This is a genomic window from Burkholderia sp. Bp9143 (genome assembly GCF_003853645.1).
GTDB lineage: Bacteria > Pseudomonadota > Gammaproteobacteria > Burkholderiales > Burkholderiaceae > Burkholderia.
Window position 1 is genome coordinate 1 of the sequence record NZ_QTPO01000067.1, and the last position, 15,532, is coordinate 15,532.

15 protein-coding genes are annotated in these 15,532 nt (G+C 59.4%); 6 read left to right on the forward strand and 9 right to left on the reverse strand.

Going from position 1 to position 15,532, the window contains the following annotated elements:
- Nucleotides 1–173: 173 nt before the first annotated feature.
- The 3 genes from DIE23_RS34515 to DIE23_RS34525 all read right to left on the reverse strand — a co-directional run bounded on the left by DIE23_RS34515 (nt 174) and on the right by DIE23_RS34525 (nt 3,385).
- A complete protein-coding gene (locus DIE23_RS34515; protein WP_124616752.1) occupies nt 174–776 on the reverse strand; it encodes a hypothetical protein in 603 nt (200 codons plus the stop codon).
- Nucleotides 777–944: 168 nt separating this feature from the next.
- Nucleotides 945–1,427, reverse strand: a complete 483-nt coding sequence (locus DIE23_RS34520) for a hypothetical protein (RefSeq protein WP_124616754.1) — start codon at nt 1,425–1,427, stop codon at nt 945–947.
- A 56-nt stretch (nt 1,428–1,483) separates the two neighbouring features.
- Nucleotides 1,484–3,385, reverse strand: coding sequence for a DUF3857 and transglutaminase domain-containing protein (locus tag DIE23_RS34525; protein ID WP_124616756.1), 1,902 nt, complete (start codon nt 3,383–3,385; stop codon nt 1,484–1,486).
- Between the two features lie 1,124 nt (nt 3,386–4,509).
- On the opposite strand from DIE23_RS34525, the gene DIE23_RS34535 reads away from it, so the two are divergent.
- Nucleotides 4,510–5,046, forward strand: coding sequence for a 2'-5' RNA ligase family protein (locus DIE23_RS34535; protein WP_124616760.1), 537 nt, complete (start codon nt 4,510–4,512; stop codon nt 5,044–5,046).
- A 64-nt stretch (nt 5,047–5,110) separates the two neighbouring features.
- On the opposite strand, the gene DIE23_RS34540 is transcribed toward DIE23_RS34535, so the two are convergent.
- The 4 genes from DIE23_RS34540 to DIE23_RS34555 form a co-directional block, all read right to left on the reverse strand.
- Nucleotides 5,111–5,689 carry a nucleotidyltransferase family protein gene (locus tag DIE23_RS34540; RefSeq protein ID WP_124616762.1) on the reverse strand — a complete coding sequence of 193 codons (579 nt, stop codon included), beginning with the start codon at nt 5,687–5,689 and terminating at the stop codon, nt 5,111–5,113.
- Nucleotides 5,690–5,748: 59 nt separating this feature from the next.
- Nucleotides 5,749–6,078: a hypothetical protein gene (locus tag DIE23_RS34545; protein ID WP_124616764.1), complete on the reverse strand. Its 330-nt coding sequence runs from the start codon at nt 6,076–6,078 to the stop codon at nt 5,749–5,751.
- Between the two features lie 644 nt (nt 6,079–6,722).
- On the reverse strand, nt 6,723–7,205 hold the full coding sequence (locus DIE23_RS34550; RefSeq protein ID WP_124616766.1) for a hypothetical protein: 483 nt from the start codon (nt 7,203–7,205) through the stop codon (nt 6,723–6,725).
- 332 nt (nt 7,206–7,537) lie between these two features.
- Nucleotides 7,538–8,761 (reverse strand): VCBS repeat-containing protein, encoded by a 1,224-nt coding sequence (locus DIE23_RS34555; protein ID WP_124616768.1) that lies wholly within the window; start codon nt 8,759–8,761, stop codon nt 7,538–7,540.
- A 345-nt stretch (nt 8,762–9,106) separates the two neighbouring features.
- Between DIE23_RS34555 and DIE23_RS34560 the strand changes: the two genes are divergently transcribed.
- From DIE23_RS34560 to DIE23_RS34570, 3 genes are all read left to right on the forward strand, one after another.
- The gene (locus DIE23_RS34560; RefSeq protein ID WP_124616769.1) at nt 9,107–10,339 is read left to right on the forward strand and encodes a molybdopterin-dependent oxidoreductase; all 1,233 of its coding nucleotides are present in this window, start codon (nt 9,107–9,109) and stop codon (nt 10,337–10,339) included.
- 10 nt (nt 10,340–10,349) lie between these two features.
- Nucleotides 10,350–10,691 carry a cytochrome c gene (locus DIE23_RS34565; RefSeq protein ID WP_124616771.1) on the forward strand — a complete coding sequence of 114 codons (342 nt, stop codon included), beginning with the start codon at nt 10,350–10,352 and terminating at the stop codon, nt 10,689–10,691.
- Between the two features lie 488 nt (nt 10,692–11,179).
- Nucleotides 11,180–11,713, forward strand: a complete 534-nt coding sequence (locus tag DIE23_RS34570; RefSeq protein WP_124616773.1) for an SRPBCC family protein — start codon at nt 11,180–11,182, stop codon at nt 11,711–11,713.
- Between the two features lie 289 nt (nt 11,714–12,002).
- Here DIE23_RS34570 and DIE23_RS34575 read toward each other — a convergent pair whose 3' ends face one another.
- On the reverse strand, nt 12,003–12,386 hold the full coding sequence (locus DIE23_RS34575) for an ATP-dependent protease (protein WP_124616775.1): 384 nt from the start codon (nt 12,384–12,386) through the stop codon (nt 12,003–12,005).
- A gap of 105 nt (nt 12,387–12,491) precedes the next feature.
- On the opposite strand from DIE23_RS34575, the gene DIE23_RS34580 reads away from it, so the two are divergent.
- Nucleotides 12,492–12,932, forward strand: coding sequence for a hypothetical protein (locus DIE23_RS34580; protein ID WP_124616777.1), 441 nt, complete (start codon nt 12,492–12,494; stop codon nt 12,930–12,932).
- Nucleotides 12,933–13,156: 224 nt separating this feature from the next.
- The gene (locus DIE23_RS34585; RefSeq protein WP_124616778.1) at nt 13,157–14,464 is read left to right on the forward strand and encodes an MFS transporter; all 1,308 of its coding nucleotides are present in this window, start codon (nt 13,157–13,159) and stop codon (nt 14,462–14,464) included.
- 28 nt (nt 14,465–14,492) lie between these two features.
- On the opposite strand, the gene DIE23_RS34590 is transcribed toward DIE23_RS34585, so the two are convergent.
- Nucleotides 14,493–15,515, reverse strand: coding sequence for a helix-turn-helix domain-containing protein (locus DIE23_RS34590; protein WP_124616786.1), 1,023 nt, complete (start codon nt 15,513–15,515; stop codon nt 14,493–14,495).
- Nucleotides 15,516–15,532 lie beyond the last annotated feature (17 nt).

Here is a 15,532-nt window from a genome sequence, read left to right on the forward strand (position 1 = left end):
GGAGAAACTCATCCCCCATTGACGACTTGTTCTTTGTCGGCCCGACTACCTGTCAGATCAAGTCCCGGCTAATACAGCTCAAATCTGGAAAGCTGCAGCGCATCCTGCCCGAATACCGCCAGGAGGCCAACGTGTGGGCGGTCACCGCCGCCAAACTTCAGAGTTCGCCCAAGCTACGCACCTGCACAAACTTCATCATGAAGCGCCTGCGTCAGGGGCCGCACGCTCTGGACACTTCGATTCGATGAGTCTCGCCGCACTGTTGTCGGGCTCATGAAGCGCCGAACAACAAAGCAATGACGCCGCGCAGCTTCGTCAGGCCGTGCATACAAAACGCGTCTTGCACGGAAGCCTTTCAGAATTTTCGTTTCAACGTACTCCCTCTTGATAAATCGTCCATCCGCCACATAGAGATCGAATAGTTGCTCTGGAATTACGCTCTCGTCTGCCAACGATGGATATTCTTCGCGGAAGGCGGCAAAGGGTTTCATGCCGTCAAGCATCAGCGCTAGCTCCCGATTTGTATGGACCTGGTAAGGAAGGTCATCAAGCCAATGACGGGGTCTCAGAACTGCCGAGGCCAATTCTCCAACCGAGAAACCAAAATGCGATGAGAGCCTAGCCGTCTCGTGCGGGCCCAACTCATAGTCACGGTCGCCGTCAAATTCCGCGTCTTCCAACAAAGAGGAAATGACTGACAAATTAGGCACTTCGATCGGAAAGCTTTTTGCTGGACACGCCGTGTTCACATCAATGGTTTCGAGGATGAATTTCATGACCGTATCGAAGCCCCCGAAGTTTGGTGCTGAAGATTGTCGCCAGTCTTGCACCGTCAGTCCAATGACCGCTTCTGGCGGAACGGTCATTCCGTGCCGTCAAGCGAGGACAAGTCGTCGTCCCTTCCAGTCATTCGAGTATCGGCCTTGGTCAGCCCCCCGACGCGATCAGGCCGCTGGCTTGCTCGCATTATTTCCGCGTCGACAATCGGTTTGTGTATAGCGGTACCTTGCGATCTCCACGCCGTAGTCGTCGTGATAGATGTATGTCACAGGAATGTCATTGTCAACGAACACCTTCATGACGTCGCCCTTACAAACGGCATTGAACAGATATGGGCGCATCGCCCTATTGAGAGCCGCAGTGTTGACCTCGCTGGCCTTCGTACCCACGAACGTGTAGCTGTAGGTGAGTTGCCACGCAAGGCCGTTCGCGCTGTCCAGACGCGTGACCTTGTCGACCATGACAGGCACGCTCTTGTTGATCTGGTTCATGACCTCGACCAACTTTGCTTGTATCACCTCATGCTGTTTCGAATCGTTGTACGCATGAACTGCGGCACTCCCGGCTGCCGCCCCACCCCCGATAGCAATGACTTTTATGACAAACGCCGCTACGGCGATCCCCGCTACCGCTAGCCACTTCTTCATGGTCAACTTTCGCCCTGTGTAAGTAATGACACGGTTATTCCGCAGTACGACGCAGCCTACTTGTAGAGCAATTGCTGACGCATGTCATCCAAAACGGGGCGCAGGGCCTCACTGATTTGCTTCGAGACGTCGGCCGAGCAGATATTGGCAGGGCTCCGGTCATTCAATGTGCGGGTCGCTTTCAACTCGCGCCCTTCCAGTGAATAGTGGCTTTCATAGCTGAGAAGTTTACTGTCGACCGTGGCATCCTCAGGCAGGGACAGCACTTTGAGCTTTTCGGGCAGCGTGATGACGTACTCCTCTTTAGTTGTGCCGGGCAGGCACACCGTATCTTGGGGCTCGATGGGCAGCAAGGCTTGCTCCGCAAAACGGGCCACCGGCGCCTCGGTGTATATCCAGGGAATGATTCGGAGCCCGCCCGATCCTGGATAGGTGATCGCCTTTCGCACCCTGAACGTCCCCTTATAGGAAAAATGGTCCACCAGTGGATGCGGGTCGTCGAAATCAAAGGTGCCTTCGGCCTCAAAGCCATTATGGCGGAACGCTTCTCGGATGAAGCGCGCCTGCTCCTCTTTGCCGATATTGAGAAGGCGCTGGCGTGCCTCCTCTGCAAACCGTCCCGTCACTTGCACTGTGATATCGCCCTCAACCGAGCCGTCATTGTCAATGCGCAGGTGAGAACTCACGAATTGGGTGTGGTTACCCTTGTCGACCGGAGTGCGGGCCGGCACATCAGAAGACGCGCTAAGCACGGGCTTGTCCTGATCTGCTACGGGCAGGCGGCCAAACACGGTGCCGCCGGCAGTGGCATCCAGGAAGAGGCCGATTTCCGGCACGTAGTTAATCACATGGTTGACCGTCGAGGCCACGACGATCTTGGGGAGCTTGTAAACATTGCCCGCATTGACGAGTACTTGTTCGCTGGCAACACCTTGGGCTGCAAGCAACGCTTGCATAAGCGTAGCGTGGTCCTTGCAGTCGCCCATTTTTGCATCGAGGACGACATCCAGGTCACGAGGCACGACAGCGCCAATGCCCACGCAGTTTCCGCCGTAGGTGATGTTTTGACTGACCCAGTCGTAAATTGCATGGACCTTGGCTTCGACTGTGGTGCGCTCCGCCACAATTTGCGCAGAAAGCTGACGCAAGCGCGGCGTCACTACAGCCTTTGGTGTGGCACGCTTCACATAGCTTCGTGCGAGGTCAGACCAATCGGTGAAGCTGCTCAACGCAATACCGGGTTCAGATTCCGCGTCAACTACCGACCAGTCATTGCGATCGGTGAACCGGGGTGCCTTGTTCTGTAAGGTCCACACCAGATATTGGCGTCCGCCCTTGGTCACAATGCTTTCTTGCATGTCTCGCGCGGCGTACTGCAGTTGCATTGCTGCTGGCGCGTCCACGCTTACAACAGCATTGTCGACGGCCAGACTGCGCGGGAAGCTTCGATCGAGTGAAAGCTTGCCGGGGAAAAGCGGCTCGATTGTTGACTTGCGGTATTTCAGCACCGTGGTGTCTCCCACCGCCAGATCCGGAAACACCAAGCTGATGCTGCTGTAGTCGGAGAACATCGCCGTAGCGCCCTTGTGACCCTCGTCTTTGCGTATCTGCCAACTTGTACGTGGCACGGGCAGGCGCTTTCCGTTGGCCTTAAGCGTATAGGCTTCGAGTACGTCAATTTTCTCCGCACTGCGGCTGAAGCCGAGCGTGCTCTGCTTGGCGTTTTCCAGTGCGCTGGCCTTCAGTACCTGGATCGACACCGCCATGGTGGCAAAGTCTTTGCCGTCGATTCCAATGACGTGTTTTTCGTTGTAAGAGACGATGCGAATGGCCGGGTCCTGCGCTTGGCGTTCCATTGTAGCCACCGGGGCCGGAGGCTGTGTTTGCGCAAATCCAGGGGGAGCGAGCATCGTCACCAGCAATAAGAGACGACCCACAAGCGCGACTGAATTCTTCATGCTCTTTTCCCCCGAGTAATTTACGATCGTGAAATTCTGGCTAGTAGCAGAAATTTCCTTAGCGAGGTGACTTACTGTTTTTTATCGATGCTGCCGGGTTGAACGTCAAACCGGCAAATCATCCTCGCATAATTTGAGCCAGCTCTTAATCCATCAAGGAGCCCCTGATTCCCTATCGCAGAGGACGATTGTTTTCTCCGAGAATTGTTTCAATGGAGAAACATACCCAATCTCGTCTGGCGCGAGCCCGCCATAAAGGAATACGACTGGAAATATCCATGCAGGTGCAAGGCTTTTCCAGAAGACTCTACCTGCAGTGATAAGCGTAGCTGGACGTATCGTCGGCCTGCGGACGGCCGGAAACTGAACGAAGCCGAAACCTGAGTGTCAGGTTAACGACACCAGCGAACGACTCTTCGTGGCCGACCGTTTCCACTAGCACAACCGCCACGATGAGGCGCGGGACATCCCGCTATGCCTCTTCTATATCCCGACGCCATATAGGAGGCGCAGATGCCTACTTATCGCTGCTCTTGCAACCGATGCCGACCTTACCGCGCCCGACCTTGCGATGCGGCGCGCAGGGGCGCAGCCTTTTCCTGGAGCCAGCCGTCAACGTGACGTGCTCCGCAGGGTAGCGAGTCGTCCTGTGGGGCGCGGCCGGATAGCCCGGATCAATGCGCTTGATAGCTGACATAACTGGAAACTCCTCAGAGGATTCTAGGCCGAAACGGCACGGCGGTTATGTCGCCTTCCCGCACACGCTGTAGTCGAACCCGCGACCGGGCGGTCTGAAAACGGGGCGTGCCCTTGATGATCGGCCGGGTTTCGGGGACATGTTCGATGGCGTTCCTGGTCTGGTAGGTTCGGGTTTCTAACCTTCGTCGCCTTAACCCGACGTGGATGAGTGAGGGGCAAAGGTCCGCTATCTGAGTGGACCTGACGTTGGCGTGTCCGCCTGAGCGCACTGGTGAAGGGCCGTTCCTGGCAGAACTCCGCCGGCCACCACCCAGCGACGCGCGACCAGCACAGATCGACCCACAAGGACCATCTGGAACGCTCCATAGCGGCCATTCAACCTGGTGTGGCACACTCTCAAGAAATTTACCTAAACCGATCGCAGCATGTTCACGTCAGCGCTTGTCGTTGAGGTTTCCGCAGCCGAACCTGCAGTCGCTGACCTGCGGCGCCGCTTCGATGCTTCCGCAAGCTTGGGAGTGCCGGCACATATCACGCTTCTGTTTCCGTTCATGCCACCCGCCGAAATTACGTCAGATGTCATTCGGCACATCGAAAGCGCGTTGAGCCTTGTGCCATCGTTCGATTTCTCATTGACGCAGATCGGTCGGTTTCCGACCACCACCTACCTCACCCCAGATCCTGTCGAGTCGTTCGTCGCGCTCACAACTGCCCTGGTTGAACGCTTTCCCCAGTATCGTCCCTACGGCGGCGTACACGATGGCACAATTCCGCACCTGACCGTCGCGCACGGAGACGCCGTAACAGCAAATTCCGCCGCCACCGCACTGGAAGAGCGTCTGCGCATTCTTGAGCCGATTCGAACACGGTGCAGTTCCGTGTCTTTGCTTGAAAACTCGTCAGGGCGTTGGAAGCGGATGCGCGTATTCGACCTTCCTGCAACCAACATGCGGAGCCAATAGATCGGGCCCCGTCACGCCCGAAAACCGATTGAGCGCCCCTGTCACTCCGGTATTCCTCCGGTAATCAACAAGGTACGACGACGACTTGGGGCCAGCGCTTTCGGTACTGCTTTTCCGCAACGCGCGTTCGATACGTATCAACACTGACGCGCTGCGGGTTGCGCCGAATGACCATCGAGAAAAGATCGTCCAGCCCATGCGGCGCAATAACGTCTACCGAATCATCATCACAAAGCGCGATCCCGACCGAGGTTGCAAATTCCGGCCACGATGCGACTGCGTCCTCCAGAGAGCCAAGCGGCGGCACTGGATGGCCAAAGGTTCGCTCGAACCAGACGTGAACGGCCGCTTGATTGGTAACCTCCCACGGCACACCGGGAAGCGTGGCGGTCAAACGGCGCTTGAGACTCGCGTCCCGCGCAGCGGATAAATCGGTCGAGTCAAAGTAAGCGACATCGATGTCCGATAGCGCGGATGGCGTCCGAAATGCGTGCAGTTCATCCCACACGAGGTTGCGTATCGCCCCGGCTCCGATACACCACGAGGAAAGATTCAGATTACGCGCAGCGACGAGTGCAGGCCAGAACCATGCCGATTGGCGCGCAATACTCGCAAGACGTGCCTCCAAGTCGGCTGCTGACATGAACGATTGTTCTCCATTAACGAAGCGCTGGCGGTACAACGCCAAGCGTTCGTCCGGAGCTAGGCGTCACCATCGTCTCGCGAGTCGTTCGACATCGCAAGGACGAAGTCATCAAGCGTTCCATATGCAAACCACGTCGGATACTCGTCGGCGAACTGGTCCACGCTTGACAGGCCCCAAGTGAGATGCACATTGGCGTACGTGCCATCGAAAAGAACCACGAGAACGTCGTCGCGATCAACGCGTCGGCCGATGACAGTTGCCCCACGACCAGAGAGTGGATGCCGTCCGGTCAGTTCCCTGTCCAACTGGCGCTGTAGTCCGACAGCCTCTTGCTCGGTCGAAAGAGACCTCCACGGAGCAGCCCAGTCCAGTTTTTCGATATCCATCAATCCTCGGGCCCTACAGACCAGTTGTATTCGAACACGACGACTGTCCGATGCGGTCGACTAAAGCCGACGATGGAGCGTGCCCCGCCGACACCAAAGCACTCAGCCATCTGCGCGCAATTCGAGCAACGGATTGAGTATTTGCAACACTTCTGCGACGCCTACAACTCTTGACCCCTCAGCTACTTCAACACGCCGACCAATCCAAAACGTGTGTGGATATGCCTCGGGCGATAAGAGCCAGACCTCCGCCCTACCTTGCTGCCCTGTGCAGATGCCCGCGGCGTCCACGAATTCGTGATGTGCAGATGACAAGTAGTCAGCGCGCACTTTGTAGATTGGACGATAGCCTGAGAAAACCTCTTTCAACGAGCCGTCTGATCGCTGCGCCGTTAGAGAGAAGGTCACCATCAGGTCGGGTGGACGGGTCGGGCGGGCCATACTCTTTTTCGCGGGTAGCTAGGCGCCTTGGAACGCCAATTGTCGACGAATTTGCGCTGGGTGTCGAACTGCCGATGTTGGCCGAACTCGGCCGGCCACTGCCCAGCGCGCGCGACCGGCGCAGATCGACGGAAAGCGGTCATTTGTGCGGTCCGAAAAACGCTACCTCCAGAAGACGTTTCAACAGCCTGCTGAAGTCGGCATCAACGCGCACCGAAGTTTTGGATCGTAAACTTGACGATGTCCTCACCTGCCTTCGTAACAGCTTCGTCGAATGATCCGCCGAAGAAGCCGCTGCTAACCCTTCCTTCGACCTCTGTCTTTGCCAACTCGGTATCGGTCGCATCGAGATAGCGAACTATGATGACAAGCGAACCTTCGCCAGCATAGCCAAGACCGCCCCAAAACCAACGTTCAAACTGGTTCCCAGGATCGTCGGAGACAATCGTGTAGACGATCCTCAAGTCGTTGCCGCGCGTAAAGGTGTCATTCTCATAAAGTCCTTTTTCGACTACTGATCGGAATTTCTCGGTTACTTCAGATGGTACCGTCGCCGTTGATCCGCTTTCCACGAGGGCGACCCCCGACAATCGGGCGTGTGGCTTAGTCGGCTCCAGCACCACGGTTTTCGATGTTGCACATGCCCCGAGGAGCAGCATGAGACCAATGACAATTGTGTACTTCATTGGCTTCTCCCTTGCGACAGAACCTGTTTCCAGCGGAGAACCGCTGGTGCGGCAAGAATCCCCACCTGACGGCTGCGAAAAAGAACGTGCATAGTGCGTCAGCACTCATTCGCTTACTATCGACCTATCCACTCCAGCCGGTTTCACGACGTGACGCGCGATATCGGCTGGAGCAGGTCAAAGGGACTGCGTATGACATTCGAGCGTCGGTTGCACCTGTGCGCGACGCGGCTGATGAGAACAACGGCAACGGACGTTTGTGTGGCGTGCCGGGTGTGTGTGCAAACAAACGTTTCCAGTCGAATTAGCTACATGAATCACGTTTCCATACATCAGCTTCCCACCTTTACCGGCGGCAGGAATTTTCCGGGCGCGCCCGGCTGCTGAAAGAGGATGGTTGCAATGTCTGCGTCGGCCACGGCAATATCCGGCTTCCCGTCGCCGTTCAGATCAGCGATGGCAACGGACAGCGGCTGTAGCACACCGGCATAGTTGACGGCAGGCAGGAAAGATCCTGGTCGGCCGGGATCCTGCAGGAGGACCGATACGCTACCGGTCGTGGACAAACGTCCCGCGTTGGCTACCACGAGGTCGGGTTTGCCGTCGCCGTCGAGATCTCCAATCGCAACATCCTGGGAACGTGCGCCTGTCGCATAGTTGGTCGGCGCCAGAAAGCTGCCGGGATGCGCCGGATCCTGAAGCAGCACCGAGACACTCGCGGAATCAGGATTCGTCGGTGTACCCTCGTTCGCGACGATCGCATCAAGCAGGTGATCGCCATTCACGTCCGCCAATTTGAGTGCCGTAGGCTGGGCGCCCGCCGCAAACTCCGTTGCAGACAGGAAGCTTCCCGGGTGCGCCGCATCCTGCAAGAGCACCGCGACATCCCCGTTGCCATTGTTGTCCTGGGTCAACACGACGAGATCCTGCGCGCCATCCCCGTTCACGTCACCAATGGCGGCAGCGACTGCCGATTTGCCAACCGCCACCGAGGCGGGCGGCAGGAATGACCCCGGCGGGCCCGCCGGATTCTGAATCAGGACTGCCAGATTGGGACTCACTGTGGCCACAACGATGTCTGGTTTGCCGTCACCATTCAGGTCGCCCACCGCGAGGCCGCTGGGGTGCCCGCCCACCGACGCGACGACCGGTGGCAGGAAGGTCCCGGGATTAGCGTGATCCTGGATGAAAATCGATACGCTGCCCGCGCTGCTGTTGGAAACCACAAGATCGAGCTTGCCGTCACCATCCAGATCAGCGGCTACGACCATCTGCGGATCACTGCCAGTAGCGTAGTGCACACCGGGAGCGAACGTGCCTGCCGCCGATGGGCGCTGGAGGACTACCGCGACAAATCCAGAGTGTGGCGGCGCGGAGCTGACGAAGGTCGTTGCAACGGCAAGGTCCTGCAAGCCATCCGCATTAAAATCGCCGGTCACAATGGAAGATGGCAGATTGAAGGGGGCTGGTCCGCCACCTCCAGTTCCGCCTCCTCCGCCGCAGGAGAGAAGCAGGAGCGAAGCGAGTCCGATACATGCACTCAATTTCGGTCGCATGTCCGTCTCCTTCGCACTTATAGCGCACGCTCTAATTATAGAAACCGTTGACCGGCATGCATCTCAATTCTCTGATCGAGCGGCGACTACTCGGGGATTTGAGGGTGCCCTACGGTAACCTGGATAGCAACTGGAAGCATGGCCGGACTGCGACACCGTGCTATCCGATGACTGGGTACTCGTAGAGGGGGAATGGGAATGGCTGCTGGCATCCTGGCCACTTCAGAACTGTTTCCGGACTTTTGCCGATAGAGCGCTCCCAGTAGGCGACCTATATTGAAACGTGCCTCGCATAAACTCAGCGCAGCATTCATCCAGGCATTGGCGAATTCCGAGGAGAACACGATGAGCGACGAATGCCGCCTCATGCGACGGCGTCTACTTCATGCGCTCGCAGCAAGCGGCGTCACGAGCACGGTCGGCGGCTGGGCGAGACTCGCGCACGCAGCCGACGCGATCACCTTTCCATTCGAAAACGGCCTGCGGGAGCTCACGTCAGCCTTCCCGCAAAAAGGCCAGATGGTCCTCGTGCGCAGCCGGCCACCGTTGCTCGAGACACCGTTTTCCGTCTTTGACGACGGCGTATTTACGCCGAACGACCGCTTCTTCGTGCGCTGGCATCTTCCCGACATTCCCGCGAGCGTCGATGCCCGCACGTTCCGTCTGAGGATTCACGGTTCGGTCTCACGTAACCTCGATCTGTCGCTCGCGGACATCATGAACGGCTTCGAGCACGTCGAAGTCGCCGCCGTCAATCAGTGCGCAGGCAATTCGCGCGGCTTCTTCAAGCCGCGTGTTGCGGGTGGAGAATGGGGCAATGGCGCGATGGGTAACGCGCTGTGGACCGGTGTCCGCCTCAAGGACGTTCTCGATCGTGCCGGCGTCAAGGCCGGCGCCGTACAGGTTCGCTACCGGGGGCTCGATAAGGGACTGCTGCCGGCTACCCCGGACTTCGTCAAGGCGCTCGGCATCGATCACGCGCGCAACGGCGAAGTCATGCTCGCGTTCGGCATGAACGGCCAGCCTCTGCCGCTGTTGAACGGCTTCCCGCTGCGGCTCGTCGTGCCGGGATGGTACTCGACGTATTGGGTGAAAATGTTGAACGACATCGAGGTCATCGATACGCCCGATCAGAATTTCTGGATGGCTAGGGCCTATCAAATTCCCGATACGCCGCATGCGAGCACGTCGCCGCAGCAGACCAGCGTGAAGACGGTCGCGATCAACCGGATGGTGCCGAGATCATTCGTCACGAATCTGAGCGACGGCTCGGTGCTCGACGCGGGCGCGCCGTGCACGGTGCGCGGAATTGCGTTCGGCGGCGATACAGGTGTAGGCAAGGTGCTTTTTTCCGCGGACGGCGGTACGTCATGGACGCCGGCCTCCCTCGGGCGCGATGTCGGCAAATTCAGTTTCCGACGCTGGACAGCACGCTTCGTGCCAAGGCACGCCGGGCAGTATGTGCTGAAGGTGAAGGTGATCAACGACAGGGGTGAAGCGCAGCCAGATGAACCGAATTGGAATCCCGGGGGGTACATGCGCAATGTCGTCGAATCGCTGAAGGTTGTCGCGGTGTGAGGAGATGGTCATGAGAGTCACAGCGATCGTTCTGGCCTTGTCTGCTGCGATGGGCGGCACTGCATCGATCGCAGCGGGTCCGGGCAAGCCAACGGCGAATGCGGTCATGCGCGCGGTCGAGGTTGTGCTGCCGGCCGGCGCGTCGACGTTTCCGCCCGGACCCGGTGCCGATCTCGCCAATCAGCAGTGCGTAATGTGCCATTCCGTCGATATGGTGATGCGCCAACCGCCGCTTGCATTCGACACCTGGAAAGCGGAGGTCGCGAAGATGCGTACGGTTTACGGCGCGCCGCTACCGCCCGAGCAGATTGACGACATTGCACGCTATCTGACGACGATCAATGGCAAATAATCGCGGTGCCGGCGCGATACTCGCGCAACTGGCGGCGGGGACTTTGGCCCGGTATCCCGGCGCTTAGCGCGGACGCATGGAATGGCAGCGACATGTCCATCGCTTAAAACAGAATAAACCTCAAAACGATGCGACGAGGACGTTTGACCGATAAAGGGCCGCTATCCGAGTGGACCTGACATTCGAGTGTCCGTGCGAGAGGCCACGCGAACGGCTGGAATTGGCCGGAACGGCTCACTGAAGTGAACTCGCCAAAGGGCGCTTTCTGGCCGACAATTTGTGGTTCTGGCCCCACGGCAATTGGTGCGCAATTTCCTCGTCCGGCCAGGCCTCGGCACACGCGCGTCTTACATTAGGGTTGCTGACTTATGCAGACAGGGTGCGATTGGGCCGCCCTCAAGCGTTGCAATGCCCCCTTGCCATACCGCTGTGACATGGTGACCGTGCCTATAGTGGAGGCAGCCCCCCCTTTCTGCGAGCCTCATGCCATGCGATTTCGTAAGACAGTCCTCCGTGCGCTCATAGCGATCTGCGCGGTTGTCGTGCTGCTTTTTGTGCCACTACCCTGGCAGCCGATGACACAAATTCACAGCGAGATCACGATCCAGCGAGCGCCTGAAGAAGTGTTCGAATATGTGTCGACACCCGCAAACTGGCCGGCATGGCATCCATCGTCGCTGGCAGTGCGTGGCGCCACCGATCATTCGCTGCAAGTTGGAGAAAAGGTGACTGAGGACTTCAGCGTGGCGGGCCGCACTGGGACGGTCGTCTGGACGGTGGCGGGGCGCCGCGCTCCGACATTCTGGAGCATTGACGGCGACATCGATGGGAGGAAGGCAGGGACCGTCACGTACACGCTGACGCCGATCGGCGCCGGCACGCGGTTCGAGCGCGATTTTGCCTACCGGGCGCCAACTTTGCTGTTCTCGCTGCTCAACTGGGCAACTCTGCGCAAGCAGATCGATGCCGAATCGACCGAAGCGGTGCGGCGCCTCAAGGTCAAGCTCGATGGCGGCCCATAGATGGATTGCCGCGACTCGCCGCCCGCAGACCAAGGATTCGAATCCGATGGAAGTCCGGCATCTATTGCTGGCTCTGGCGATTGCCCGCTTGCGACCCGTTGCTGCCGGTCGAGCCGTCGCACCTCCGAGGGCAGGTGTCAGAGCACAACGGTCACTCGTTCCGAAGATCCGAAAGCTTGTCCTCCCTTAGCGGATCGGTGGCAGCAACCGAGAGCCCGGCGCACCACGTGACTGACCTGACTCCAGCCCCGCACCCAGCACGACTTGAGACCCCAATGGCAAGCAATGATCAGAGATCTCCGCGCACTTCACCGGTTCCCAGCGCGCTCCGCTGCCGGTTGACTTCTGCCCAAAGCTCATCGCTGTCGTCATTGCGCAGCACGACCATCCAGTCCAGTTGATTGTCAGTCACGCCGAAGTATTCCAGGAGTTCCCGGCGAACCGCATCGACGAACTGCGCGTATTCCGGGGTTGCCTGGGCCTGCGCATGCAAGGCATCGTATTCTGCATCGTCGGCGCCGCCGCCGTGCTCGTCGATATAGCGCGAGATCCACTGGTCTCGTTCGCGGTCGTAATCGGCCTCGGCGCGCATCGCTTGCACAGCCGTGTAGAAATCCAATTGCGCAAACGCGGCAATCGCCGCCGTTGTCGCCTCGTCGAATGTCGTCGTCATTCCATCTCTCATGTTGGTCAGGGCACATCATCGCACGGGCCGCACCCGGGCAGGTGCCTCGAATCCGGACGGTGCAACACGCCGCCTGGCGCCGACGTTTCGCCCGTGCAAAAGCACCATGATCGGGAGGTTCACGCGTTCGAGAGCGCCACTCATTGGGGCCGCACGGGCGACAGGAAACTCGTTTTGCCGCACTGCGAGCACAGCGATGAAAACAACCGGGCGCGGCAGATCGCAGAACAAGTTTCGAGCGAATTGCAGCGAGCGTCACGCCGGCACTCAAGCGCGAATGCGGGCGCAGGTCGTGAATGGCTCATCATGGCCGAACTCCGCCGGATACCTCCCCGGTGGTTCGTTACCGGCTCAAAACGCGCGGAGCTGACGTTCGAATGCCGCCCCGGCAGCGGATTCGAGTGGCTGCACGTGGCCGAACTCGGCCAGCCACCGCCCAGCGACGCGCGACCGGCGCAGATCGACCCGAAGCCGCCGATCGGACAACATTCAAGATGTTCCGTTCCCAGGCCAGCACCAGTCAATCACCAATGATTCTCCGACTGGCAGTCTGGCGAATCTCCCGCACGTTTCCCGAGATCCCCTCAACTGATGAGGCGTGGCTATTCCATGTTTCCGTAACGGCCTCCGGGAGCGCAAACCCTCTGTGCGCAGTCGATCAGCGAAGAAGCGCACGTGGTATCGTGCAACGCATCAAGTAGCGAGAATGCGTTTTCAACGTGAAACTCGTGCGCCAATACTGATCACCTTACAAACGCATGTTCACGCCTATCATCCCGCCGTGCGACCCGCTATCCGGCAATCAGGAACCTCCACGTGAACTTTCGAAAGCCGTCGTTGCAGCATCACTTGTGACCGGCCTCGAAATGTTCGATTTCACCGTTTTCGGATTTTTCGCGGTGGTGATCGGAGACCGGTTCTTCCCAGCGAACGATCCGATGACGTCCTTGCTGTGGGCCGTCGCTACATTTGGCATCGGGTTTTTCATGCGGCCTGTTGGTGCAATGGTCATCGGCACTTACGCGGACCGCGTGGGACGCCGCGCAGCGATGGCAAGGACGAGCTGGATGATGGCGCTGGGAACCGCCGCGCTCGGCCTGTGCCCGTCGTTTGCCAGCATAGGCGTGATTGCGCCGCTCATTGTCATCGCCGGTCGATCGTTGCAGGGCTTTGCCGTTGGCGGCGACATCGGCGTTGCCGCTGCCTTCGTCCTGGAGGCAGGGCCCGTGTCGCGCCGGGGCTATCTGGTCAGCTGGCAGCTCGCTAGTCAGGGCGCGGCCGCGTTGCTGGGGGCGACCCTGGGCGTGCTGATCACCAGCACGGTGTCGCCGGCGGCGCTTGCCTTGTGGGGCTGGCGAATCCCATTCCTGATCGGTCTCTTGATCGCGCCAGTCGGGCTCTACGTTCGCCGCCGGCTTCGCGATGATCCGTTTCTCGCCAACGGCGCCGGACACGCGGGCCCCCCCCTGACCGAACTGTTCCGCCAACATGGGACGACGATCGTGCTGGCGATGCTGATGACGATGGGACAAACCATACCGGTCTACGCGATCGTCTACTTCATGCCGAGCTATGCGACTCGCGTGATGCACATGCCCGCCGTCACCGGATTCCAGGCTTCCGCGTTGTCCGCGCTGCTGCTAGTGGTCATTCCGCCGCTGGCCGGCCGTCTCATCGACAGTCTGCCGCGCCGCAAGCCATTGGCCCTTGTGGCCTCGGGATGCTCGGCGCTGCTGGTCTATCCGGTCTTTCTGATGATCGCGCGCGCGACGAGCGTACTGCCGATCCTGTGCGGCGTCGCAGTCTTCAGCATCATGGTGGCGTTCGGCGCCGTCGCGGTCACCCTGCTTGTGCTCGAGGCGCTGCCCGCGCAGGTGCGCGCGAGCGGCATGGCCGTTTCGCATGCGTTGAGCGTCGCGTTGTTCGGCGGCACCGCTCAATTCATCGTGACCGGTTTGATCAAATGGACCGGTGATCCCCTGTCTGCGGCCTGGTATGTCGCGCCCGCATGTGGAGTCAGCTTCTGCGCGCTGATGCTTTTCAAGGAACGGCGCGCTGAAGCCTGAGCCCGCCGCGCACGCGTCGACGCCTCGCTCACGGCGTTCGAACCATCTTGCTGCTCACCAGCGCCCGAAAATCCTGCGGCGCCATGTCGTAGGCCCGCCGGAACGCGCGCGTGAAATCAGAAGCGCTTTTAAAGCCGAATCCGTAGGCAATTTCCGCTACCGCGACGTGCGGATAACGGATCAGCTCGTCAGCCGCATGGCGCAGCCGCAGATGGCGGATATACGCGCCAACGCCGCCCTCGTGCTGAAACAGGCGATAAAGCGTCGGGCGGGGAAATTGAAACGCAGCCAGCACGCTTTCGGGGGAGAGGGCGTCCTCGGTCAGGTGCGCCCGAATATAGCGCCGAATCTGACCGAACATGGCCGCCCGAGCTGCCGCGCGCGCGTCGCCGCTCAGGCGTGCCTGCCGACCGAACGCGGCAACCAGGAGCCTGCCCGCCGCGCGAATTGCGTCGTCCGCCTCAGGGGCTTGCATGCGGGTAATTGTCTGGCTGAGCGCCGTGACGTGTTCGACGATCAGCCGTTCGAGTGGCATCGTCCCATCGAGCACCCGGCCGTGGATGGCCTCCGGATCGGGAAAGACTTCCTGAACCAACGCGCCCGGCACGAAAAACGTGATTACCCTGCATGCGAGGCGTTGCATGCGAAAGGGCTGATTCATATCCAGTGCGAGGATGCGTGCCGGAGCGGGCGTGGGACTGCGATGAGAGGTGCGTACGGCGACGTTGTCGACGCCACCCTCCAAAAACACATGAAAGACGAAGTCGCGTACCCGGTCCGTCGAGATCCGGGCCAGTGAGCGATCGAGAACCATCAGGTCGGACCGGCAATCCGTCAACACCAGCTCGCCAACCTGAAAGCGGTCAATTGAAGCCTGAAACGGCCTCTCCAGATCAGACCGCGAGGGCAGCACGTCAACAAGATGACCGACCCGATCGCGCCAGGCCAGCAGGCGACGTCGTGGCGGTTCGCCCTGCACGCTGAAATGACTATGCGCAATGCCGCATTCAAGCGAACGGCCGACATCAACCGTGGGTGCGCGGGAACTCATACGAAGAAGTTCTTTAC

What these genes read in the sequence shown, in the direction of transcription:
- DIE23_RS34565 (WP_124616771.1), top strand. Translation starts at nt 10,350, where the DNA reads ATGAGAGTCACAGCGATCGTTCTGGCCTTGTCTGCTGCGATGGGCGGC.
- DIE23_RS34515 (WP_124616752.1), bottom strand. Translation starts at nt 776, where the DNA reads ATGAAATTCATCCTCGAAACCATTGATGTGAACACGGCGTGTCCAGCA.
- DIE23_RS34540 (WP_124616762.1), bottom strand. Translation starts at nt 5,689, where the DNA reads ATGTCAGCAGCCGACTTGGAGGCACGTCTTGCGAGTATTGCGCGCCAA.
- DIE23_RS34545 (WP_124616764.1), bottom strand. Translation starts at nt 6,078, where the DNA reads ATGGATATCGAAAAACTGGACTGGGCTGCTCCGTGGAGGTCTCTTTCG.
- DIE23_RS34555 (WP_124616768.1), bottom strand. Translation starts at nt 8,761, where the DNA reads ATGCGACCGAAATTGAGTGCATGTATCGGACTCGCTTCGCTCCTGCTT.
- DIE23_RS34535 (WP_124616760.1), top strand. Translation starts at nt 4,510, where the DNA reads ATGTTCACGTCAGCGCTTGTCGTTGAGGTTTCCGCAGCCGAACCTGCA.
- DIE23_RS34585 (WP_124616778.1), top strand. Translation starts at nt 13,157, where the DNA reads ATGTTCACGCCTATCATCCCGCCGTGCGACCCGCTATCCGGCAATCAG.
- DIE23_RS34520 (WP_124616754.1), bottom strand. Translation starts at nt 1,427, where the DNA reads ATGAAGAAGTGGCTAGCGGTAGCGGGGATCGCCGTAGCGGCGTTTGTC.
- DIE23_RS34575 (WP_124616775.1), bottom strand. Translation starts at nt 12,386, where the DNA reads ATGACGACGACATTCGACGAGGCGACAACGGCGGCGATTGCCGCGTTT.
- DIE23_RS34550 (WP_124616766.1), bottom strand. Translation starts at nt 7,205, where the DNA reads ATGAAGTACACAATTGTCATTGGTCTCATGCTGCTCCTCGGGGCATGT.
- DIE23_RS34570 (WP_124616773.1), top strand. Translation starts at nt 11,180, where the DNA reads ATGCGATTTCGTAAGACAGTCCTCCGTGCGCTCATAGCGATCTGCGCG.
- DIE23_RS34525 (WP_124616756.1), bottom strand. Translation starts at nt 3,385, where the DNA reads ATGAAGAATTCAGTCGCGCTTGTGGGTCGTCTCTTATTGCTGGTGACG.
- DIE23_RS34560 (WP_124616769.1), top strand. Translation starts at nt 9,107, where the DNA reads ATGAGCGACGAATGCCGCCTCATGCGACGGCGTCTACTTCATGCGCTC.
- DIE23_RS34590 (WP_124616786.1), bottom strand. Translation starts at nt 15,515, where the DNA reads ATGAGTTCCCGCGCACCCACGGTTGATGTCGGCCGTTCGCTTGAATGC.